We start from the raw sequence: 21,147 nt of genomic DNA, 5'->3' as shown, positions 1-21,147 counted from the left end.
ATGCCCGCACAACCTCGACCGGCAGTCCTTTACTTTACGCCCGAGTAACCTACTATGGGTAGCTCAAACCCGGGTGTGAACTCGGGACACGCTCGTCAGCGCCGATCGAGGAGTGCCCATGCCGATGCAGATTTCCGGCAAAGTCGTTGCGATCACAGGTGCCGCCAGGGGAATCGGTGCTCAGACCGCCCGGGAACTGGCCCGTCGCGGAGCCCGGATCTCCCTGATCGGACTGGAGCCCGAGGAACTCGAAGCGGTGGCGGTCGAACTGGGCAACGGGCACGCGTGGTTCGAGGCCGACGTGACCGACCCCGACTCGGTCGAAGCCGCGATGAAGGCGACGGTCGATCAGCTCGGCGGAATCGACGTGGTGATCGCCAATGCCGGCCTGGCGCCGTTCGGCACGGTCAACCAGCACGATCCGAAAGCGTTCACCAAGACCGTCGACGTCAACCTCAACGGTGTGTTCCACACCGTGCGCGCCGCGATGCCGCAGCTCATCGAGCGGCGCGGTTACGCTCTGGTGGTGTCCTCGCTCTCGGCCTTCACACCGGTCGGCGGAATGGCCGCCTACACCGCGAGCAAGGCGGGCGCCGAGGCGCTGGCCGGCGCCCTGAGCTCCGAGGTCGCCCATCACGGAGTGGCGGTCGGCAGTGCACACCCGTCGTGGATCGACACCGACCTCGTCCGTGACGCCTCCGAGGACCTGCCCGCCTTCACCGAGATGCGACGGCGGCTCCCGTGGCCGATGCGTGCCACGACATCGGTGGACGAGTGCGCCCGCGCGTTCGCCGACGGGGTTCAGCGCCGCGCTCGCAGGATCTACGTCCCGCGCTCGATCATGCTGATGCACTGGCTGCGCAACCTGCCGACCTCGCGGCTGATGGGGCGTTTGATGCTGCCCACGACGCGCCGGCTGATGCCGCAGCTGGAACAGCAGGTGGCCGAACTGGGCCGTTCCTTCAGCTCCCGCAACCAACGGCTGCAGCGCGGGGACGGCGAGCGACCGCACTCGTAGCACCGGCGCAGCGTGCTGCGACCGGGCGGCACGGGTGTGCGGTCGTTGCTCGGGAGCACGATCGACCCTGGCACCATCACCCTGGCAACGCAGCCCTCTCACCAGCTACTTCAACAAAAGGTGTACGTTTCGAGGGCGGACCGTCTACCCTCACTGGCGCCGCAGTACCCTGCTCGCGGCGCACACCGGCGGTGATACCCGCACCCGGCAGCACGTGGAGCCGTCGCGACCGAGACAGGAGTTTTTTCGTTGAGCGAACCGACGTACTACGCCCCCGAGGGAGGCCTTCCCTCGCAGTCCACGCTGCTGACCGATCGTGCCGTCGTGACCGAGGCGTACACGGTCATCCCTCGTGGCGTGCTCCGCGACATCGTCACCAGCAACCTGCCGGGGTGGAACCGTACGCGCGCGTGGATCCTGGCCAAGCCCGTGCAGGGGTTCGCCACCACGTTCGCGCAGTACATCGTCGAGGTGTCGGCCGGTGGCGGGAGCACGGAGCCCGAGCCCGAAAGCGGCGTCGAGTCCGTGCTCTTTCTCCTCGAAGGCACCCTGCACGTGACCGTCGAAGGTGAGGACCACCCCCTCACTCCCGGTGGATACGCGTACCTGCCTGCCGGAGCGAACTGGTCGGTGGCCAACGAATCCGACGAACGGGCCTGCTTCCAGTGGGTCCGCAAGGCCTACGAACCTCTCGAGGGCTACACCACCCCCAAGGCGTTCGCCGTTCAGGAACAGGACATCGAGCCCACACCGATGCCCGACACGAACGGCACCTGGGCGACCACCCGGTTCGTCGACCCGGACGACCTCGCCCACGACATGCACGTCAACATCGTGACCTTCGAACCCGGTGCCGTCATTCCGTTCGCCGAGACGCACGTGATGGAACACGGCATCTACGTGCTCGAGGGCAAGGCGGTGTACCGGCTCAACGACGACTGGGTCGAGGTCGAGGCCGGCGACTTCATGTGGCTGCGCGCCTTCTGTCCGCAGGCCTGCTATGCGGGTGGGCCGGGCAAGTTCCGGTACCTGCTCTACAAGGACGTGAACCGTCAGATCAGGCTGACCTGATCGCGGGGAGGAGACCCGGTCTCCTCCCTGCGCCCACCACCGGACCCGTCCGGCGAGCGCTCGCCTTTCAGCCCTCCTTGCGGCGGAAGAACCGCAGGATCGGGTCGTAGCGGCGATCGGCGACCCGTTCCTTCAGCGGGATCAGTGCGTTGTCGGTGATCCGGATGTGCTCGGGGCAGACGTCGGTGCAGCACTTGGTGATGTTGCACAGTCCGAGTCCGTGCTCGTCACGGGCTTCCTCGGCACGGTTTCCACCCGCCTGCTCGTGACTGTCCAGCGGGTGCATCTCCAGCTCGGCGACACGGATCAGGTAGCGAGGCCCCGAAAAGGCCTCCTTGTTCTCCTCGTGGTCGCGGATGACGTGACACACGTTCTGGCACAGGAAGCACTCGATGCACTTGCGGAACTCCTGGGAGCGCTGCACGTCGACCTGCTGCATCCGGTACTCCCCGGGCGCCACGCCCTCCGGCGGCCGGAAGGCGGGCACCTCCCTGGCTTTGACGTAGTTGTAGGACACGTCGCACACGAGGTCCTTGATGACCGGGAACGTGCGCATCGGGGTGACGGTCACCGTCTCGTCCTCGGTGAACGTCGACATCCGCGTCATGCACGTCAGCCTCGGCCGCCCGTTGACCTCGGCCGAACAGGAACCGCACTTCCCGGCCTTGCAGTTCCACCGCACCGCCAGGTCCGGGCATTGGGTGGCCTGCAACCGGTGCAGGATGTCGAGGACGACCTCACCCTCGTTGACCTCGACGGTGTAGTCGTGCAGCCCGCCGGAGTCGGCATCGCCGCGCCACACCCGGAAATGTGCCTGGTAACCCATTGCCGCCGATCCTTCCTGTTGTGCTCACGACCGGCCCACGGAAGTCGACCCGTCCGGGATCCCGGTGAGTTCCTCCTCCGTGAAGTACTTGCGCAGCTCGGCGAGTTCGAAGAGTTCGAGCAGGTCGGCACGTACCGGTGGCTGTTCCTGCTCGGTGACCTCGACAGCCCCGTCCCGCCACGAGCACGCCAGCACCGTGCGCCGCCAAGCCGGGTCCATCTCGGGATGGTCGTCACGCGTGTGCCCGCCGCGGCTTTCCGTGCGGCGCACCGCCGCCTTCGCGACGCATTCGCTGACCAGCAGCATGTTGGACATGTCCAGCGCGAGATGCCAGCCGGGGTTGAACTGCCGATTGCCCTCCATCACCGCGAGGTTGCGGGATCGGCGCTCGAGTTCGGCCAACGACTCCAGCGCCGAGCGCATCTCGTCACCGTCCCGAATGATGCCGACCAGGTCGTTCATGATCTGCTGCAGCTCGGCGTGCACCGTGTAGGCGTTCTCCGCCGCGGGGGACTCGCCTGCGTCGAACGGCGCCAGCGCGCGCCGTGCCGCCGCGTCCACATCCGGTTCGGACGCCTCCGGCCGATCCGCACCGAGCTGCCGCAGGTACTGCTCCGCGCCGAGGCCTGCCCGCCTGCCGAAAACCAGCAGATCGGACAGCGAGTTCCCGCCGAGCCGGTTGGAGCCGTGCATTCCTCCGGCCACTTCTCCGGCGGCGAACAGGCCCGGCACGCGCGCGGCGGCCGTGTCCGGATCGACCTCGACCCCACCCATCACGTAGTGGCAGGTCGGTCCGACCTCCATCTTCTCCGAGGTGATGTCCACATCGGCCAGTTCCCTGAACTGGTGGTACATGGACGGCAACCGTCGTGTGATCTCCTCGGTCGACAACCGGCTGGCCACATCCAGGTACACCCCGCCGTGCGGGGTGCCGCGCCCTTCCTTGACCTCGTTGTTGATCGCACGCGCCACCTCGTCGCGCGGCAGCAGCTCGGGCGGGCGCCGATTGCCATGGGGGTCGGAGTACCAGCGATCGGCTTCCTGCTCGTCGTCGGCGTAGGAGTCCTTGAACACCTCGGGGATGTAGTCGAACATGAACCGGCGACCCTCGCAGTCGCGCAGCACACCGCCGTCACCCCGCACCGACTCGGTGACCAGGATGCCTTTGACACTGGGCGGGTAGACCATTCCGGTCGGGTGGAACTGCACGAACTCCATGTTGATCAGCGAGGCTCCCGCGCGGAGCGCGAGCGCATGGCCGTCGCCGGTGTACTCCCAGGAGTTCGACGTGACCTTGAACGACTTGCCTATCCCCCCGGTGGCCAGCACGACCGTCGGGGCGTGGAGCCGGATGAAGCGACCGTTCTCCCGCCAGTAGCCGAAGGCTCCCGCGATCCGGCCGGAGTCGAGCAGCAGTTCGGTCACGGTGCACTCGGCGAACACCCGCAGCCGCGCCTCGTAGTCGCCGTGCTCGGCGTGGTCGTCCTGCTGCAGGGAGACGATCTTCTGCTGCAGGGTGCGGATCAGTTCCAGGCCGGTCCGGTCGCCGACATGCGCCAGCCGCGGGTATTCGTGCCCTCCGAAGTTGCGCTGGCTGATCCGCCCGTCGCCGGTGCGGTCGAACAGTGCCCCGTACGTTTCCAGTTCCCAGACCCGCTGCGGCGCCTCCTTGGCGTGCAACTCGGCCATGCGCCAGTTGTTCAGGAACTTTCCGCCGCGCATGGTGTCGCGGTAGTGCACCTGCCAGTCGTCGCTGGAGTTCACGTTGCCCATCGACGCCGCGATGCCGCCTTCGGCCATCACCGTGTGGGCCTTGCCGAACAGGGACTTGCACACCACCGCGGTACGCAGTCCCCGCATGCGTGTCTCGATCGCGGCGCGCAGGCCCGCACCGCCGGCACCGATCACGATCACGTCGTAGTCGTGCCGTTCGATCTCCACCATGTCGTGTCTCGACTCCTCGTGGGTTGAGCCTGCCAGGATTCGGGCCGCTCGTGCACCGGCAGCAGAGCGCAGCGTGCGGTCAATTGATCAGCCTGGGATCCGCGAAGAAACCGCCGGCGATCAGCATCACGTACAGATCCACCACCGCCACCGAGATCAGCGAGGCCCACGCCAGCAGCATGTGTCTGCTGTTGAGCTTGGTCACCTGGGTCCACATCCAGTAGCGCACCGGGTGCTTCGAGAAGTGGTTGATCCGGCCGCCGACCAGGTGGCGGCAGGAATGACAGCCCAGGGTGTAGGCCCACAGCAGCACGACGTTGATCACCATCAGGATGGTGCCGAGCCCGATCCCGAAGCCTCCGTCGCGGCCCTGAAAAGCGATCACCGTGTCGTAGGTGAGCACCAGGGCGACCAGGAGAGCCGCGTAGAAGAAGTAACGGTGCACGTTCTGCATGATCAGCGGGAACCGGGTTTCGCCGGTGTAGCGGCTGTGCGGTTCCGAGACAGCACAGGCGGGCGGGGACACCCAGAACGAGCGGTAGTAGGCCTTGCGGTAGTAGTAGCAGGTCAGGCGGAAGCCGAGCACGAACGGCAGCACGATGACCGGCGGCGGGATCCACGACGGCAGGGGGAACGGCGTACCGAGGAAGTGGCTCGCTCCCGGTATGCAGGTGTCACTCAAGCAGGGCGAGAAGAACGGTGCCAGGTAGTGGTACTCCGGTACCCAGTACCACTGGTTCATGAAGGTGCGGATCAGGCCGTAGATCACGAACGCCGACAGGCCGAGGAAGGTGGCCAGCGGTGGCAGCCACCACCGGTCGGTTCGCAGAGTGCGCGCGGACAACCGTGCACGGCCGGTGGCGGTGGTGGGGGGAGCGGACATCGCGGACCTCGTTGTCGTTCGGGCGTATCAGCGATCGTGTGGTTGCCTGCCGCCCACTCCCTCGTCGTCGACGTCGCGCCACAAGGACGGGTCGTACGGCGTGTCCGGCACCTCGACCACTTCCCCTTGCTCCGTGCTCGCCCGGGCGGAACGCCGCGTGCTCCGCTGGGTCGGTGGTGTCGGCGCAACGGTGGACAGTTCGGAGACGTCGATCTCCAGACGCTCCAGATCGTTGTCGATACGGCGCACCGTGGGAATGTCGCCGTACCGCGCGTGCAGGCCATCGACCCCGGTTCGCAGCTGCGCGAGCGCACGCAGCACGTCCCCCATCTCAGCCGTCGAGGACATGCCCAACACCTCTCGTGTGCCTTGATCGTGCTGTTCCCCCGACTCTGCCCCCAATACTCGTCGGTGACAAGCGACACACGTGACGAACGCCCGAATTTCTTGACGAAAATCCCGAAGGAGTGATCACCGCCGAAAGTGATCACTGCCCCTCGAAGAGATGCCGGAGGAACGTCACGAGGGAATCCGCCACCATGGCCAGCGCACTCACGGCCAGGTCCCATCCCCGGCGCACGGTCTCCGCGGCCCCCACCGGGTCACGGGTCACCAGGAAGCCTGCCGCGATCACGGCAAGAGACACCACCACGAGCACACCCTTGCGATCCATGCTCGTCCTCCTCCATCGACCGAAAGCGAAGGCGCTCAGCATCTCACGTGTCGCACCCCGGACCCGAAAAGCAGCGCCGAGCGCGCCGTTCGATGGATCGCCCGGCTCACCGGTACCGGTCTGCTCGCGGCGCGCGCAACCCGGTCGGCGACACGGTCACGGAGGATACGGTCACAGGGGCAACTTCAACCCTTCGTGGGAAGCAACGAAGCCCAGCCGTCCGGCATGTCGAAGATCGTGTGATTCAGCGCCGGGAAGCTCCATCGAGGCCACCCCGACCGACCACGTGATGCGGCCGGGTGGCGAAGCGGCGACCATGGGCACATCACCAAGGTGAAGAGACCACGTCGCATCATCTCTCACGGAGACGGAGAACCGGCAGATGCAGCATCGCAGTCTGGGCAGCCAGGGCCTGACCGTTCCCGCGCAGGGCCTCGGCTGCATGGGCATGAGTTTCGCCTACTCCGGCCAGGACGACCAGGAGTCGAAAGCCACGATCCTGCGTGCACTGGACCACGGGGCGACATTCCTGGACACGGCCGACATGTACGGGCCGTGGACCAACGAGCGTCTCGTGGGGCGGGCGCTGGCCGGGCGCCGGGACGAGGTGACCCTGGCGACGAAGTTCGGCAACGAGGTCGACGAGGACGGCAACCTCGCCGGCCGGATCAACGGGCGTCCCGAGTACGTCCGCCGGGCCGTCGACGGCTCCCTGCAGCGCCTGGGCACCGACCACGTCGACCTCTACTACCAGCACCGCGTCGATCCGGACGTTCCCGTGGCCGAGACCTGGGGTGCGATGTCCGAGCTGGTTCAGGCGGGCAAAGTGCGCTACCTCGGGATTTCCGAGGCTTCGCCGGACACGATCCGCGCGGCTCACGCCACTCACCCGGTCACGGCGGTGCAGACGGAATACTCCCTGTTCAGCCGCGACCCCGAGGACAACGGCGTGCTGACGACCTGCCGCGAGCTGGGCATCGGATTCGTCGCCTACTCCCCGCTGGGGCGCGGCTTTTTGTCCGGCAGGATCCGCAGCATCGACGACCTCCCGGCCGACGACTGGCGCCGCAACGCGCCGAGGTTCCAGGGCGAGAACTTCGACCGCAATCTGGCCGTGGTCGACCGGGTTCACGAGCTCGCCGAGGACAAGGGCGTGACGGCCTCGCAGCTCGCCCTCGCCTGGGTGCTCGCCCAAGGCGAGGACATCGTGACCATCCCCGGCACCAAGCGGCGTACCTATCTCGACGAGAACATCGGTGCCATGGACGTCGGCCTCACCCGTTCCGACCTCGATGCGATCGAGGAGGTCGCACCCCGCGGGGTCGCCTCCGGGCAGCGCTACGACGAGCGCGGGATGCAGACCGTCAACGTGTGACAGCACCGGTGCGGTGACGGCTCACCGAAGGTGGGAAACGCCCCGGTTTCCTCGTCGGGCACGCCCACTCGCTCACCGCTCGTGCACGAGAACCGGTGCGGACCACCCCGCCGGACACGGGTTGACCGCCTTCGATCCGCCGAATTCTCACCATATGTGTTGTGAGCGATACTACGTGTTTTCTTTGCTGGTCAGGGCCTCACCAGCAGCTATCGTGAAGCTGTGGGTTCGACGAGCCCGCCCGTCCGTGCGGATGACCCGACCGTGCGGATCCGGCCCCGGGGTATCTGAGAGGTGTTCGGACCCCGGTACGACCGGATGGCCCTTCTTTGCGATGAAGCGAGTCCTCATGGCAATTGTTTCAGCTTCCACGTCGGCCAACGCGCCGAACACCGCCACCGCGGAAATCTCCGAGGGACCTCCCCCGGCGTTGCCCGCGTCCCGCCCACCCGTCGAGCGTCCCCTGTGGTTGCGGGTGCACCAGCCCGACAGCGGATCTCACGTGATCACGGCCGGTGGCACTCTGGATTCCGCCGGTGCCGACGAGTTCGCCGATGTGCTCCGCCGCCGGATCGACGCGACGTTCGAGAGGATGGTGGTGGACTTCTCGGCCGTGTCGTTTCTGACCACCGCCGGTGTGGTGGCCCTGCTGGAGGCGGGCTGGCGTGCCCAGCGTCGCGGGATCTCGCTGGTGCTGGTCACCGGAAACCGCGTGGTGGACCGGCTGCTGGAACTGATGGAGGTCACCGAGCGGTTCGTCCGTGCTCCTTCGGTTGCCAGCGCGCTGGCTACCGGCGCGGACCCTGCCGGGATACCGCAGCCGCGCTGACGCGCCGATGACGAAAAGCCAAGCGTGGGCGGTGACTCGGGGTCACCGCCCACGCTCGGCTCGGCCGGGTCACCAGCGCCGGACGAGGCCCCGTTCACTCGCCGCCGCCACCGCCGCCGTCCGCGAATCCACCCCCAGCTTGCTGTAGATGTGCACCAGGTGCGTTTTCACCGTGGCTCTGCTCAGGAACAATCGCCCACTGATGTCCTCATTGGACGAACCGGCACCGGCCACCACCCCTCCGGGCCGGTGAATCGACCACTGTGGAGCACAAGCTCGATCGCCGGCACGAAGGGGAGCGCGCCGTCGGTGCCTCCTCGGCGCCCGGTGCCGTCGCTATTCGGTTCCCGTAGCGGCGCGCCCGAGGCCGGGAGCCCCCGCGGAATTCAGCATGGTCGTCGCCTGGTCGGCATAGTCGCTGTCGACGAGCAGATCGTAGGAATCCGCCCGCAGGTTGGGCATGGAGCTGAAGTCGCGTCGACCGCCGGACATGGCATGGGCGATCAGTCCGATGACGGCACCGATGATCGCGCCGAGGATCGCGCCGTAGAGCGCCAGCAGCAGCCCGGATATCAGCGGCGTCACCCAGGTGAACAAGCCGAACAACCAACCGAGCAGCGCCCCGGTGATCGCACCCCCTCCCGCGCCGTTGCCCGCGGCGGACAAGTAGCTGTACCGGCCGGTGACCTGCTCGACCAGTTCCAGCTCGCGCGCGACGATGGCACTGTGCTGGACCGGGAAGCCGTTGTCGGACAGGTGGTCCACCGCGCGCTCGGCCTGCCGGTACTCGGGGTAGGAGGCCACGATCCGGCGGTGGGTGGCTGCCGAGGTGGGCTCGGGTGAAGTCATGGGTACCTCCCTCGTGCGTCATCGGGGCGGCGTCGAGTCGCTCCGTCCGCCCCTGGGGGTGTACCCACGTGGGTGCCGCTTGCACCTCGTGCACTGATCCGGCCGGCCGCAACAGGCAACCGCGGTGCCGGTGCGCGCCCACGCTCTCCCGAAGCGGTGCACGAATTCAGCCCAGGGTCGCCGACCGCGGTTTCACTCGTCGGTCGGCACGGACAGCGGTCCACCGCCGAGCAGGGCGCGGAACTCGGAGGGCGGGGCCGGCCGGGAGAACAGGAAGCCCTGGTAGGCATCCACCCCGAGCTCACCGAGCAACCGGAACTGGGTGGCGGTCTCCACCCCTTCGGCGACGCAGGCGCGCCCCATGGCACGGGCCATGTCCACCACGGCGCGCGCGATGGCATAGTCGGCGGCATTGTCGTCCACGCCGGAGACGAATCGGCGATCGAGCTTGATGATCTGCGTCGGAAGCTCGTTCAGGCGGGCCAGCGAGGAGTAGCCGGTGCCGAAGTCGTCCATGGCGAACCGCATCCCGCGTCCGGTGAGCTCGGTCATGGCCTGCTGCGGCCGTTCCGGCAGGTCCACCAGGACGGTTTCCAGGACCTCCAGGACCACGCGGTGCCAGTCGAGACCGCTCTCGGTGATGATGGCCGAGATTTCGTCGCCGAAGTCCGGGGTGTCGGGCAGCAGCCCCCCCAGGTTCACCGCGATGCCCACCGGGTGCCCGTTCGACGTCGGCCAGCTCGCCGCCTCGTGCAGCGCTGTGCGCAACACCCAGCGGTCCAGGTCCCGCAGCAGGTCGCCCTGCTCGGCCACGGGCAGGATGACGTCCGGCGCCAGCATGCCGCGCTCGGGATGGGGCCAGCGCAGCAGCGCCTCGGCCATCACCACCGAGCCGTCCCGGTCCACCACCGGCTGGTACTGCAGGGCCAGACCGTCGTTGTCGATCGCCTGACGCAGTTCCTGCTCCAGGCGCACCTGCCCGCTGAGCGTGGTGATCTGCTCGGGGTCGGCCAGCGACGTGCGCCCGGCTCCTCCCGATTTGGCCTTGAGCATCGCCGCGTCGGCGATCCGCAACAGATCGTCGGCGGTCATGCTGGCGGGGTCGAACAGCGCGGCACCGACGGAGGCCGACACGCGGATCACCTGCTCGCGCATCGGCACGGCCGTGTGCAGGAATTCCGCGAGCCAGGTCGTGAGCGCCTCCAGGCCCCCGGCGGCGTCGACGTCCGAACAGACGATCAGGAACTCATCGCCGGAGAGCCGGGCCGCCGTGCAGTTCTGCGGCAGCCCGTTCTGCAGGCGCCGAGCCAGTGCCAGCAGCAGCTCGTCACCCGCCTCGTGGCCGAGCGAGTCGTTGATGCGCTTGAAGTTGTCGATGTCGCAGAACAGCACGGCGATCCGCCCGGCGTTGTCCTCGCCCAACTCCTCGAACAGCTCGTTGAGGCCCTTGCGGTTGGGCAACCCGGTCAGATCGTCGTGGGTGGCCTGATGGTGCAGCACCTCGGCGTGGTGGATCCGCTCGCTGACGTCCTGGAACGCCACCAGCCAGTAGCGCCTCCCGTCCTCCTGGACCGACAGCGCGCTGTGCACGTCGCACGTCACCGGCTGCCCGTCCGAGCGGGCCAGTACCCGCTGCGGCATGCGCTGACGACTCGGGGGCCCGCCCGGGTCCGTCATCGTCGAGATGAGCCCCTCGGCCCCGTCCTGAGGATGCAGCAGGTCGGCGGCGTTCTTGCCGTGGAGGTCGGACAGCCGGTAATCCAGCAGATCGCACAGCGTGTCGTTGGCGTCCAGCACCTGCTCGGTCTCGTCGAACACGCCGATGCCCACCGGAGCGATATGGAACAGGTCGGTGAACCGCCGGCGCGATCGCCGCTCCCGCTCCCGGGCCTCGGTGATGTTCCGGGTCACCTTGATGAAACCGCTCAGCTCCCCCTCCGGCGACCGCTGCGCCGTGATGACGACATGGGCCAGGAACCGGCTGCCGTCCTTGCGCAGGCGCCAACCCTCGTCGATGTAGAACCCGCTCTCGGCGGCCTGCTCCAATTCCCAGTCCGGGTAACCGGTAGCGGCCTGCTCCGCCGGGTAGAACACCGAGAAGTGCCGGCCGATGATCTCGTCGACGCTGTAGCCCTTGATGCGCTCGGCATTGGGGTTCCAGGTCTGCACACGACCCTGCGCATCCAGCGAGAAGATCGCGTACTCGTTCATGCTCTCCGGCAGCAGAGCGAGCCGCCGCCCGGTGGCGGTCTGCTGCGGCAGGCTTACGGCCTGATCACCATAAGTTGAGGTCTCGTGGTTGTTCATGTCTTCCAACACGTGTGATTGTTGTGAGCGATCCACCCAGAATGCACCGCAGGGGGCATTGCCACACCCCTGGACCTTCGCCCGGCAACGGCGACCGGTTTCTCCGCACAATTCGACGGGCCGCCGGAATATTCCGGCGGCCCGCTCTCACTGGTGGAGCTGAGGGGATTCGAACCCCTGACCCCCTGACTGCCAGTCAGGTGCGCTACCGCTGCGCCACAGCCCCTTGTTCGGTTGTACCGCGATCCCGGCTGCTGTTGCCTCCGTTCATCGCGTGCCTGCATACCGTACAACAGGCTCCGAGCGGGCCCATCAAGGGGGGTCCCCGATCCGCCGTCTCCGGTCCCGATGATGTGCGCTTCCACGGAAAACTCCTCCTCATCGAGGGCACAGTCGGGTGCCGGGGCCCGTGCGTCGAGCCCCGGCACGAGCACCGCGCCGCTTCGGATCAGCCCGCCTGGCTCCGCTCGCTCGGCAATCCGCGCGTGTTGGCGGCCTTGACGAACTCCGATCTCGGCTCGTGCAACCCGCCGAGGGCGACGACCTGGCGTGGCAGCGGCAGCTCCATGAGCCAGTCGCCCATGATCCGCGCCTTGCGCGAGGCGGTCGGCATCTTCGCCAGGTGGTAGGCGCGGTGCAGCAGCCACGCGGGAAATCCCTTGAGCTTGATGCCGTACACCTCCGCCGCGCCCTGGAACAATCCGAGGCCGGCGACCGACCCGGAGTACTTGTGCCGGTAGTCGGTCAGCGGGCGCTGCCGCAGCACGGCGATGATGTTGTCCGCGAGAACCCTCGCCTGACGCACCGCGTGCTGCGCCGACGGTCCGCAGAGCGCTTCGGGATCGCTACTGGTCAAGTCGGGCACGGCGGCGCAGTCGCCCGCCGCGAACACATCCTGCATCCCGTCCACCTGGAGCTTGGCCGTGCACTGCACGCGGCCCTTGCCGTCCCGGGGAAGGTCGCTTTCCTCCAGCATCGGGTGCGGCTTGACCCCGGCCGTCCACGCGATGGTGTCGGTGTCGAACTCATCGCCGTCGGAGAGCACGACGTGTCCGCCCTCCATGGTTTTCGCCGTGGTGTTGAGCTTGACCTCGATGCCACGCTCCTGCAGGCGATGGCGGGTGTACACGCCCATCGGCTCGCTGACCTCGGGCATGATCCGGTCCATCGCCTCGACCAGAATCCATCGCATGTCCCCGACATCGATCGTCGGGTAGTTGCGGGTGGCGTATCGGGCCATGCTCTCCAGCTCGGCCATCGCCTCGATCCCGGCGTAGCCACCACCGACGAACATGAACGTGAGCAGCTTGCGCCGCTGCTGCGGATCGGAGGTGGTCGCTGCGGCATCCAACCTGGACAACACGTGGTTGCGCAGGTAGATGGCCTCGCCGATGGTCTTGAAGCCGACGCCTTCCTCCCCCAGCCCCGGAATCGGCAGGGCTCGGGAGATCGAGCCGGGAACCACGACGAGGATGTCGTATTCGATGTGTTCCTCCCGGCCACAGGCCATCGTGGCGGTGAGCTCCCGCTCCGCATGATTGATGCAGGTCACCGACGCGGTCAGCACCTCACACCGGCGCAGGGACTCCCGCAGCGGCACCACGACGTGGCGAGGTTCCACCGATCCGGCCGCGGCCTCCGGCAGGAACGGCTGGTAGGTCATGTGCGGCTGGGAATCGATGAGGGTGATGGTCGCCTCACCGTCCTCGAGCCGGGACTGCAGCCGGAGCGCGGCGGTCAGCCCGGTATGCCCACCACCCACGACGACGATGCGCGGACGCTCACGATTGCCCGCCGTGTGCCCGGGACTTTGCGGTGCGGACTCAGGCATGTGCCTTGGCTCCTCTCGCTCCTGCTCGGGTCCGTCGAGGATTGACCTCGCGTTCGGGATGCCGCCGCAAGTACTCCTGCTCCAGCTCGAAGGTCCGGGCGGTGTGTTCTTGCAGCGCGTCGGGGGCACCGTGCAGGAAAGTCTCGTTCCGGGTGTGGTGCAGGTGCGTGAGTTCCCTGACCAGTGCCTCCTCGGAGAGCTCTGTCGCGTTGATGCCGGTGCTCATGTCGTCCTCCGTGTGACCAAGGGCTGCCTCGCAGCACCATCCGGTACCCAAGGAGGACATACCCCGTTTCGCGATCCCGGACACATACGGCAACGACAACGGCCCACCCGGGGGACGGAGCATCCGCGGAAGGTCGGTCAGTCCGTACCGCGTCCGGCGCGGGAGGCGTCCGAGGAGGTGTCGGCGAAGCCGGCTTCGGCCGCGGTGCCCTGCTGCTCGCTGCCGTCGCCCTCCCCGGCGGCGCCCCGGGACCGCACCAGAGTCTCGGGAGCGACCGACCACAGCAGCAGGGCGAGCACGGCGATCAGGCCGGTCGCCGTGAACGCCGCCCGGAAGCTCAGCACGTCGGCGAGCACGCCCGCCACCACCGGTCCGAGGATCGCGCCCACATCGGCGGTCATCTGGAAGGCGGCCAGTACCGGACCGCCCTTGCTCTTGGCTCCGACGATATCGGCGATCGCGGCACTCTGCGCGGGATTCATCAAGCCGGCACCGATACCGGCCACCAGGGAGGCGACCAGCAGCCAGGCCACCGAGTCGCTGAATCCGAGCGCGACGCTGCCCGCTGCCGAGACCGCCAGCCCCGCGACGATCAGCGGCTTGCGCCCCCGCCCGTCGGCCAGCCGCCCCGCGGGAATCAGCACGGCGGCGTTGCCCGCGGCGAACACCGACAGCGCGATCCCCGACATCGACTCCGGCAACCGCAGCGCCTCCACCACGAACAGGGGTACCAGCGCGAGTCGCACGCCCTGAACGACCCAGCCCTTGCTGAGATTCGACAGCAGTGCCGCCCGGTAGGCGCGGTGCCCGAGAGCTTGCCGGACGGTGATCTCGGGGGCTTCGCTCCCACGGTCGGGCGCGGCCAGGGCCGAGTGGCGCAGCATCCACCACCCGACGAACGCCGCCAGATACAGCGCCACACCGTAGAGGAGAAACGGCAGCCGCAGCGAGTACCCGATCATCACCCCGCCGATGAGCGGTCCGGAGATACTGCCGAGCAGGAAGCTGCTCGCCCACAGGCTGGAGGCGCGCCCGCGCAGGTGCGGCGGGGCCAGCCGCACCAGCAGTGCCAGCGCCGAGACGGTGAACATCGTCGACCCCGTGCCTCCGAGCCCCCGGAACACCAGCAGTTGCCAGTAGGACTGGGCGAAGGCACAGGCCGTGCTGCTCACGCCCACGATGAAGATGCCCCAGGCGTAGATCGGGCGCTCCCCGAACCACGACACCAGCTTGCCGCTGGCCGGTGCGAAGACCAGCCGCATGAACGCGAAGGCGCTGACGATCAGTGACGCCGCGGTCACTCCCACGTCGAAGCTGGAAGCGAAGGTCGGCAGCGCGGGCGAGACGATGCCCATCCCGATGGCGACGATGAAGCTGCCGACGATCAGGATCCACAGTTCCCGGGGAAGCCGGGTGTCCGCACCCGGATCGGCGGCCGGATCCTGCACCGTCTCCGAGTTCCGTGGCACCCTTTCTCCTTTTCGCTCGCAACGATCCCGGCTCACCCGAGTGGCACTCCCGCCCCGGGTGAGTCCTGCTCCAGCGACACCGGCCCTGCAATGAGACACCGGCAGCAGCTCGGAAATTCCCGCGGTTTTCGCGCCACTGCCTCGCGGCCCTCTACGATGCGGCGGTCAGATCCACAAGCTCGACCGGTTCCGCCGAACCGCCGACGGGAAAGGGATACCGTGACCGACACCACCGACTGCGTGTTCTGCAGGATCGTCACGGGCGAGATGCCCGCGACGACGGTCGGCGAGACCGAGCGGACACTCGGGTTCCGCGACATCAATCCGCAGGCGCCGACCCATGTCCTGGTGATCCCGAAGGCGCACCACGATACCGCGGCGGCGATGGCCACGGCCGACGGCGAGCTCTTCGGTGAGCTGATCAACCACGCGCACCGGATCGCCGCGAACGAGGGCATCGCCGACTCCGGCTATCGTCTGGTGTTCAACACCGGCGACGAGGGAGGCCAGACGGTGCATCACGTGCACTGCCACCTGCTCGGGGGCCGTGTCATGACCTGGCCTCCCGGCTGATCCCGGTCACCGCGATCGCGCACGATCGCCGCGCGGTGAGATACGCCGCCTTCCGGAGTCGATCACATTGCTGCACATGTATGGCGAGAGCCCACCTCTGGCATTTACTCTGTGAGGGGCCGTGGCGCCCCTTCGCGCCGAACCCCAGGAAAAGACCGATCCCGAAAAAGGAGTACCGCGGTGAGCACCACGACGGTCGCTTTGCACATGAGCGACGGCCTGCTCAACGCCCCGACCTCGCTCCTGTTCGGGGCGGTCGCGATCATCGGAGTGGGTGTGGCCCTGACCAGGGCCCGGTCCGACCTCGACGACCGGGCCGCGCCGATGGCGGGACTGGTCGCGGCGTTCGTCTTCGCCGCCCAGATGATCAACTTCCCGGTGCTGCCCGGAGTCAGCGGCCACCTGCTCGGCGGGGCGCTGGCGGCCATCCTCGCCGGACCGTGGGTCGGTGCCCTGTGCGTGTCGATCGTGCTGGTCGTGCAGGCCTTCCTGTTCGCCGACGGTGGCCTGACGATGCTCGGCGCGAACATCACCAACATGGCTCTGATCGGTACCGCACTCGGCTACCTCGTCGCCCTCGCCATGCGGCCGATCGCGGCGCGCGGCCGCAGCGGGTTGATGGCCACTGCGTTCGTGGCGGGATTCGTCAACACCGTCGCCGCATCGCTGGGCTTCGTCCTCGAGTACGCGATCGGTGGCGCAGCCGGGTACTCGGTGGTCACCGCCGCACTCGCCATGGTCGGCGTGCACAGCCTGATCGGCCTGGGTGAAGGCATCATCACCGCGCTGACGGTGGGCGCCGTCGCCGGTGCGCGCCCGGACCTGATCCATCTGCTGCGTCGCAGGCGGCCGCTCGCCGACGACGCAGCGGGCGAGGCGACGATGGAGGGCACTTCGTGAGCACCGCACCCCGACAGAACCGCAGGCGAAGCGGATTCCTCCTCGGCTTCGGCCTCGTTGCCCTGCTCCTGGCTTCCGGAGTCTCCTACTTCGCCGACTCCTCACCGGACGGGCTGGAGGCTGTCGCCCGGCAGGGCTGCACGGTCGTCGAGACCGCGCAGGGCGAGCAACTCCGGGGCGAGTGCATCGCGCAGAGCACCACCGAGCACGCACTCGACTCCAGTCCGCTCGCGGATTACACACTCGGTGGCAACGAGGCACTGACCGGGGCCGCGGGCGCGATCGGTTTCGCGGCGACGCTGGCCGTCGCCGGTGGTTTGTTCTGGCTGCTGCGGCAACGTGGCGCCGAAAGGGACTGAGCGGCCGTGAGCGCGGGACACGCGACCCTGCTGCACCGGCCGGGCGGCTCCCCGGTCCATCTCGCGGCTCCCGAAGTCAAGATCGTGGCCGCGTTCCTGACCGTGCTGTGCGTCGTGGCCACACCGCGCCACGTGTTCTGGGCGTTCGGCGGGTACCTGCTGCTGTTGTTCGGGGTCTCGGCCGTGGCCGGCGTACCGGCGCGGTGGGTGGCGAAGCGATTGCTGATCGAGGTTCCGTTCGTGGTGCTGGCACTGTTGCTGCCGTTCACGGCCGGAGGTGAACAGGTGGCGGTACTCGGGCTGCCGTTGTCGGTCGAGGGGCTGCTGGCCGGATGGAACATCCTGGCCAAGGGCACCCTCGGCCTGGCGACCTCGCTGCTGCTCGCGGCGACGACCGCCCCCAACGATCTCCTGCTCGGCATGCAGCGGTTGCGCACCCCGCAGCTGATCATCACGATTTCCTCGCTGATGCTGCGTTATGTGGAGCTCATCGTGGCCGAGGCCGGGCGGATGCGGATCGCGCGGATCTCCCGCGGTCACGACCCGCGGTTCCTGTGGCAGGCAGGCGCCACGGCACGCAGCGTGGGCAGCCTGTTCATCCGCTCCTACGAGCGCGGGGAGCGCGTGCACCTGGCGATGCTCGCACGGGGATGGACCGGAACGATGCCCGAGGCGCAGCGACGGCGCCCGGCTCCCGCGTGGTCCCGGACCCGCACCTGGCTGCTGGGACTGTCCCCGGTCGGAACCTCCGCCGTCCTGCTGGGGGTGGCGCTGTGGACCGCCTGACCGCAGCGGCAGGCGACGACGCTGCCCACGAGCACGCCGGAACACCCGCGCTGGAGGTGCACCGGCTCGGATACAGCTACCCCGACGGACACCGCGCGCTGCACGATGTCGATCTCCGCGTCGAACCGGGCGAGCGCGTGGCACTGCTCGGCCCCAACGGAGCGGGCAAGACGACACTGGCGCTGCATCTCAACGGTGTGCTGCACGGACAGACCGGACGCATCTCGGTCGGTGGCCTGAAACTGACCGAGCGCAATCTGCACGAGATCCGGCGCCGCGTCGGCATGGTCTTCCAGGACCCCGACGACCAGTTGTTCATGCCGACCGTGGCCGAGGACGTCGCGTTCGGTCCCGCCAACTTCGGTCTGCACGGTGCCGCGCTCCGGCGGCGCATCGACGAGGCGCTCGAAGCCGTGGGAATGAGCGAGTTCGGCGAGCGCTCCCCGCTGCACCTGTCCGGAGGGCAGCGCAAGCGTGTCGCACTGGCCACCGTGCTCGCCTGTGATCCAGAGATCCTGGTGCTCGACGAGCCGTCGGCGAACCTCGAACCGGTTGCACGGCGCGAACTCGCCGAGCTGCTGCTGGGCCTGAACCGCACGATGCTCATGGTCACCCACGACCTGCCGTACGTGCTGCAACTGTGCCCGCGCAGCGTGCTCGTCGACGGCGGCACCGTCGTCGCCGACCGGCCCACCCGGGAGCTGCTGGCCGACACCGAACTTCTCGCCGCGCACCGCCTCGAACTTCCCTACGGCTTCCGCCTGGACTGAGAAACCCGCGGCTACCACCGGGCTCAGCGACAAGCACGTATTCCGCGCGCTGCAACTGTGCCCGTGCAGCCTGCTCGGTGACGACGGCACCGCCATCGCCGACCGCCCCACCCACGACCTGCTGGCCGACACCGAGCTTCTCGCCGCGCACCGCCTCGAATCACTCTTCCTGCACCACTACAGCCGGGGCACCGACGAGGCTGTCACATGCGTTCGGGAGCGCTGATCCCGAGCAGGCCGAGTCCGTGTTGCAGGGTGCGCGCAGTGAGCCGGCACAGGGCAAGGCGATTGGTTCGGAGCGGTTCCTCGGCGCCGAGCACGTGGCAGGCCTCGTAGAAGGTGGTGAAGTCGCGGGCGAGGTTGTAGAGGTAGCCGCACAGTTTGTGTGGTTCCAAAGTGGCGCCGACCTCGACCAAGGCCGAGCCGTAGGCATCGAGCTCCAACGCCAGAGCACGCTCAGCAGGCTGGAGCTCAACGGAGGGATCGATCGCTGCGTCGGGGTCTCCGGCCTTGCGCAGAATCGACCGGATGCGGGTGTGTGCGTACTGGAGATAAACCCCGGTGTTCCCGTTGAAGGACACCATGCGGTCGATGTCGAAGACGTAGTCCTTGGCTCGCGAGGCGGACAGGTCGGCGTATTTGACCGCGCCGATGCCTGCTTGCTCGGCGATGTGGTTCAGCTCGTCGTCGGGGAGGTCGGGGTTCTTCTCGGAAACCACCGTGCGAGCCCGTGCCACGGCATCGTCGAGCAGATCCATCAGACGGACTGTGTCGCCGGAACGTGTCTTGAACGGCCGTCCGTCCGGCCCGAGAACCGTTCCGTAAGGAATATGTGCTGCCTCGATGCCGTCGGTCAACCAACCGGCACGTCGCGCGGCCTCGAAGATCATCTGGAAGTGCAGGGCTTGGCGCGAGTCGGTGACATACAGCAACCGATGTGCCTTGAGATCGCGGATGCGGTAGCGGATCGTGGCAAGGTCGGTGGTGTCGTACCCGTAGCCGCCGTCGCGTTTGCGCACCATGAGGGGCGCGGGAGTGCCGTCCGGGCCGGTGACCTCTTCGGAGAAGATCACCAGAGCGCCGTCGCTTTCGACTGCGATCCCCGTGTCGGACAGTTCGGTGATCGCATCGGTGAGCAGAGGGTTGTAAAACGACTCTCCCACCGAGTCCTCGGGGGTGAGCAGCACACCGAGTCGATCGTAGATGTCGCGAAAGGCTTTTTCGGACTCGGCGACGATCTCCTTCCAGCGGGCGATGGTGGTGGGGTCACCGGACTGCAAGGCGACCACGCGGTTGCGGGATCGTTCGGCGAAGTCCGGGTCGGCATCGAATGCGGCCTTCGCCTGTTTGTACACGTCGTCAAGCGCAGCGACCGCCGAATTCCCCGGTTCGAGCTCGTTGTGATGCCAGGTGGTTTCCGGGTGCTCATCGAGGTATTGAATGAGCATCCCGAACTGGGTACCCCAGTCCCCGAGGTGGTTTTGTCGGATGACCTCGCTGCCCAGGAAACCGAGTACACGCGCCAGGTTGTCGCCGATGATCGTGGTACGCAGGTGCCCGACATGCATCTCCTTGGCGATGTTGGGCGCGGAGTAGTCGATGACGGTTCGCAGGCCCTCGTCGGGAGCACCGACGCCGAGGCGGGGACTTGCCAACCGTGCGGCGAGCTGGCCCCAGATCGCGTGATCGGGCACGGTGAGGTTGAGAAACCCCGGCCCGGACAGTTCGACATGGGCGATCGGATCGTGTTCGTGGCGGTCGAGTGCCGCAGTGAGAGACTCGGCAAGTTCCAAGGGGTTGGTGCGTGCGTGCTTGGCCAGTGCAAGAGCCGCGTTCGACTGGAAGTCGGCGTGGTCGGATCGGCGGACAACCGGGTCCGACCCGGCCAGCTCTGGGTGGGCGGCGGCGATGGCCTGAGAGATGGTGTCGGCGACCTGGCCGAGCAACGGCAGCACCTGGTTACTCACTGGATATACCCTCCTTGTCCGCCGACATTGTTCCAGCCCGCCATGCGCGATGTGCGTGTAGTCGAGCAGAGACACGGCATGTATCGAGGCGCGCATGGCGGGCGCGCGGCGCATGGTGCGGGACTCCGAGGTCCCGGAACAGGAGGTCCCGGAACAGGAGGGCCCGGAACAGGCGGTGCTCACCTTCGGTGCCAATGCTTGGGCGACGTTCCCGTGGCGTCGCGGCGGAAATGGACCCGCACCCGCAGTGGGAGTCCGGGCCTCGCGACTGTCGAAGGCCGGGTGGTCGGCGAAACCGGCAAACGTCGGCGCGACCGTTCACGCGCCACCCTGCGCGCGCTTGTCCATGAGGTGAGCAAGGTCCCGGCCATCAAGGACGTCCCCGGCTTCGACTGCCTGCCGGGACTCCGCGAGCTGCCGCATCGTCTCCCGGGTGGGGAGCACGTTCAGGGCTTCCTCCAACGCTCTCGGCTCCTCCGGTGAGAGAAGAG

Annotated in this window: 21 protein-coding genes, 1 tRNA gene and 1 pseudogene; 9 read left to right on the top strand and 14 right to left on the bottom strand. The window is 67.8% G+C overall.

Annotated features, from left to right (window positions below; genetic code table 11):
• Positions 1 to 124 precede the first annotated feature (124 nt).
• Both DFQ14_RS13775 and DFQ14_RS13770 read left to right on the top strand, forming a co-directional pair.
• Positions 125 to 1,018, top strand: coding sequence for an SDR family oxidoreductase (locus DFQ14_RS13775; RefSeq protein WP_420810169.1), 894 nt, complete (start codon positions 125 to 127; stop codon positions 1,016 to 1,018).
• Between the two features lie 249 nt (positions 1,019 to 1,267).
• A complete protein-coding gene (locus tag DFQ14_RS13770) occupies positions 1,268 to 2,089 on the top strand; it encodes a bifunctional allantoicase/(S)-ureidoglycine aminohydrolase (RefSeq protein ID WP_114453669.1) in 822 nt (273 codons plus the stop codon).
• A 67-nt stretch (positions 2,090 to 2,156) separates the two neighbouring features.
• Here DFQ14_RS13770 and DFQ14_RS13765 read toward each other — a convergent pair whose 3' ends face one another.
• The 5 genes from DFQ14_RS13765 to DFQ14_RS13745 form a co-directional block, all read right to left on the bottom strand.
• Complete coding sequence (locus DFQ14_RS13765; RefSeq protein WP_114453668.1) at positions 2,157 to 2,915, bottom strand: succinate dehydrogenase/fumarate reductase iron-sulfur subunit; 759 nt, start codon at positions 2,913 to 2,915, stop codon at positions 2,157 to 2,159.
• A gap of 24 nt (positions 2,916 to 2,939) precedes the next feature.
• Positions 2,940 to 4,859 carry a fumarate reductase/succinate dehydrogenase flavoprotein subunit gene (locus DFQ14_RS13760; RefSeq protein WP_114453667.1) on the bottom strand — a complete coding sequence of 640 codons (1,920 nt, stop codon included), beginning with the start codon at positions 4,857 to 4,859 and terminating at the stop codon, positions 2,940 to 2,942.
• Between the two features lie 79 nt (positions 4,860 to 4,938).
• Positions 4,939 to 5,742 carry a hypothetical protein gene (locus DFQ14_RS13755; protein WP_114453666.1) on the bottom strand — a complete coding sequence of 268 codons (804 nt, stop codon included), beginning with the start codon at positions 5,740 to 5,742 and terminating at the stop codon, positions 4,939 to 4,941.
• A gap of 27 nt (positions 5,743 to 5,769) precedes the next feature.
• On the bottom strand, positions 5,770 to 6,090 hold the full coding sequence (locus DFQ14_RS13750) for a thioesterase (RefSeq protein ID WP_114453665.1): 321 nt from the start codon (positions 6,088 to 6,090) through the stop codon (positions 5,770 to 5,772).
• 139 nt (positions 6,091 to 6,229) lie between these two features.
• Positions 6,230 to 6,415, bottom strand: a complete 186-nt coding sequence (locus DFQ14_RS13745; RefSeq protein ID WP_114453664.1) for a hypothetical protein — start codon at positions 6,413 to 6,415, stop codon at positions 6,230 to 6,232.
• Between the two features lie 382 nt (positions 6,416 to 6,797).
• On the opposite strand from DFQ14_RS13745, the gene DFQ14_RS13740 reads away from it, so the two are divergent.
• Positions 6,798 to 7,790: an aldo/keto reductase gene (locus DFQ14_RS13740; RefSeq protein WP_114453663.1), complete on the top strand. Its 993-nt coding sequence runs from the start codon at positions 6,798 to 6,800 to the stop codon at positions 7,788 to 7,790.
• A gap of 349 nt (positions 7,791 to 8,139) precedes the next feature.
• The gene (locus DFQ14_RS21885; RefSeq protein WP_158546700.1) at positions 8,140 to 8,619 is read left to right on the top strand and encodes an STAS domain-containing protein; all 480 of its coding nucleotides are present in this window, start codon (positions 8,140 to 8,142) and stop codon (positions 8,617 to 8,619) included.
• A 69-nt stretch (positions 8,620 to 8,688) separates the two neighbouring features.
• Here the strand turns inward: DFQ14_RS21885 and DFQ14_RS13730 are convergent.
• The 7 genes and pseudogenes from DFQ14_RS13730 to DFQ14_RS13700 all read right to left on the bottom strand — a co-directional run.
• A pseudogene (locus DFQ14_RS13730) lies at positions 8,689 to 8,853 on the bottom strand (response regulator transcription factor); the annotation flags it as partial.
• Between the two features lie 102 nt (positions 8,854 to 8,955).
• Positions 8,956 to 9,468: a general stress protein gene (locus DFQ14_RS13725; protein WP_114453660.1), complete on the bottom strand. Its 513-nt coding sequence runs from the start codon at positions 9,466 to 9,468 to the stop codon at positions 8,956 to 8,958.
• A 192-nt stretch (positions 9,469 to 9,660) separates the two neighbouring features.
• Positions 9,661 to 11,787, bottom strand: a complete 2,127-nt coding sequence (locus DFQ14_RS13720) for a putative bifunctional diguanylate cyclase/phosphodiesterase (protein WP_246195515.1) — start codon at positions 11,785 to 11,787, stop codon at positions 9,661 to 9,663.
• 139 nt (positions 11,788 to 11,926) lie between these two features.
• Positions 11,927 to 12,001: transfer RNA gene (locus DFQ14_RS13715), tRNA-Ala, on the bottom strand.
• Between the two features lie 222 nt (positions 12,002 to 12,223).
• Positions 12,224 to 13,606 carry an NAD(P)/FAD-dependent oxidoreductase gene (locus DFQ14_RS13710; RefSeq protein ID WP_114453658.1) on the bottom strand — a complete coding sequence of 461 codons (1,383 nt, stop codon included), beginning with the start codon at positions 13,604 to 13,606 and terminating at the stop codon, positions 12,224 to 12,226.
• Positions 13,599 to 13,832 (bottom strand): DUF6158 family protein, encoded by a 234-nt coding sequence (locus DFQ14_RS13705; RefSeq protein WP_114453737.1) that lies wholly within the window; start codon positions 13,830 to 13,832, stop codon positions 13,599 to 13,601. Before DFQ14_RS13705 ends, DFQ14_RS13710 begins: the two co-directional genes overlap by 8 nt.
• A 137-nt stretch (positions 13,833 to 13,969) precedes the next feature.
• Positions 13,970 to 15,301, bottom strand: a complete 1,332-nt coding sequence (locus DFQ14_RS13700) for an MFS transporter (protein ID WP_246195516.1) — start codon at positions 15,299 to 15,301, stop codon at positions 13,970 to 13,972.
• Between the two features lie 219 nt (positions 15,302 to 15,520).
• Between DFQ14_RS13700 and DFQ14_RS13695 the strand changes: the two genes are divergently transcribed.
• The 5 genes from DFQ14_RS13695 (at position 15,521) to DFQ14_RS13675 (ending at position 18,689) form a co-directional block, all read left to right on the top strand.
• The gene (locus DFQ14_RS13695; RefSeq protein ID WP_257233698.1) at positions 15,521 to 15,874 is read left to right on the top strand and encodes a histidine triad nucleotide-binding protein; all 354 of its coding nucleotides are present in this window, start codon (positions 15,521 to 15,523) and stop codon (positions 15,872 to 15,874) included.
• A gap of 207 nt (positions 15,875 to 16,081) precedes the next feature.
• Complete coding sequence (locus DFQ14_RS13690) at positions 16,082 to 16,774, top strand: energy-coupling factor ABC transporter permease (RefSeq protein ID WP_114453736.1); 693 nt, start codon at positions 16,082 to 16,084, stop codon at positions 16,772 to 16,774.
• Positions 16,771 to 17,133 (top strand): PDGLE domain-containing protein, encoded by a 363-nt coding sequence (locus DFQ14_RS13685; RefSeq protein WP_114453656.1) that lies wholly within the window; start codon positions 16,771 to 16,773, stop codon positions 17,131 to 17,133. Before DFQ14_RS13690 ends, DFQ14_RS13685 begins: the two co-directional genes overlap by 4 nt.
• A gap of 6 nt (positions 17,134 to 17,139) precedes the next feature.
• Entirely contained in the window at positions 17,140 to 17,919 is a 780-nt protein-coding gene (cbiQ, locus tag DFQ14_RS13680) for a cobalt ECF transporter T component CbiQ (protein WP_170206324.1), read from the top strand.
• Complete coding sequence (locus DFQ14_RS13675; protein WP_246195517.1) at positions 17,907 to 18,689, top strand: energy-coupling factor ABC transporter ATP-binding protein; 783 nt, start codon at positions 17,907 to 17,909, stop codon at positions 18,687 to 18,689. Before cbiQ ends, DFQ14_RS13675 begins: the two co-directional genes overlap by 13 nt.
• Positions 18,690 to 18,892: 203 nt before the next feature.
• Here the strand turns inward: DFQ14_RS13675 and argS are convergent, their stop codons facing one another.
• Entirely contained in the window at positions 18,893 to 20,656 is a 1,764-nt protein-coding gene (gene argS, locus DFQ14_RS13665; RefSeq protein ID WP_246195518.1) for an arginine--tRNA ligase, read from the bottom strand.
• Positions 20,657 to 20,974: 318 nt separating this feature from the next.
• Positions 20,975 to 21,118 carry a hypothetical protein gene (locus DFQ14_RS22335; protein WP_246195519.1) on the bottom strand — a complete coding sequence of 48 codons (144 nt, stop codon included), beginning with the start codon at positions 21,116 to 21,118 and terminating at the stop codon, positions 20,975 to 20,977.
• Positions 21,119 to 21,147 lie beyond the last annotated feature (29 nt).

Source organism: Halopolyspora algeriensis (assembly GCF_003337235.1).
GTDB lineage: Bacteria > Actinomycetota > Actinomycetes > Mycobacteriales > Pseudonocardiaceae > Haloactinomyces > Haloactinomyces algeriensis.
This window is presented reverse-complemented; position numbering and strand designations above follow the sequence as displayed.

Coding starts and splice junctions, on each gene's coding strand:
- DFQ14_RS13750 (WP_114453665.1), bottom strand. CDS start 6,090: ATGTCCTCGACGGCTGAGATGGGGGACGTGCTGCGTGCGCTCGCGCAG.
- DFQ14_RS13760 (WP_114453667.1), bottom strand. CDS start 4,859: ATGGTGGAGATCGAACGGCACGACTACGACGTGATCGTGATCGGTGCC.
- DFQ14_RS13765 (WP_114453668.1), bottom strand. CDS start 2,915: ATGGGTTACCAGGCACATTTCCGGGTGTGGCGCGGCGATGCCGACTCC.
- DFQ14_RS13740 (WP_114453663.1), top strand. CDS start 6,798: ATGCAGCATCGCAGTCTGGGCAGCCAGGGCCTGACCGTTCCCGCGCAG.
- DFQ14_RS13745 (WP_114453664.1), bottom strand. CDS start 6,415: ATGGATCGCAAGGGTGTGCTCGTGGTGGTGTCTCTTGCCGTGATCGCG.
- DFQ14_RS21885 (WP_158546700.1), top strand. CDS start 8,140: ATGGCAATTGTTTCAGCTTCCACGTCGGCCAACGCGCCGAACACCGCC.
- DFQ14_RS13725 (WP_114453660.1), bottom strand. CDS start 9,468: ATGACTTCACCCGAGCCCACCTCGGCAGCCACCCACCGCCGGATCGTG.
- DFQ14_RS13755 (WP_114453666.1), bottom strand. CDS start 5,742: ATGTCCGCTCCCCCCACCACCGCCACCGGCCGTGCACGGTTGTCCGCG.
- DFQ14_RS13775 (WP_420810169.1), top strand. CDS start 125: ATGCAGATTTCCGGCAAAGTCGTTGCGATCACAGGTGCCGCCAGGGGA.
- DFQ14_RS13705 (WP_114453737.1), bottom strand. CDS start 13,832: ATGAGCACCGGCATCAACGCGACAGAGCTCTCCGAGGAGGCACTGGTC.
- DFQ14_RS13690 (WP_114453736.1), top strand. CDS start 16,082: ATGAGCGACGGCCTGCTCAACGCCCCGACCTCGCTCCTGTTCGGGGCG.
- DFQ14_RS13710 (WP_114453658.1), bottom strand. CDS start 13,606: ATGCCTGAGTCCGCACCGCAAAGTCCCGGGCACACGGCGGGCAATCGT.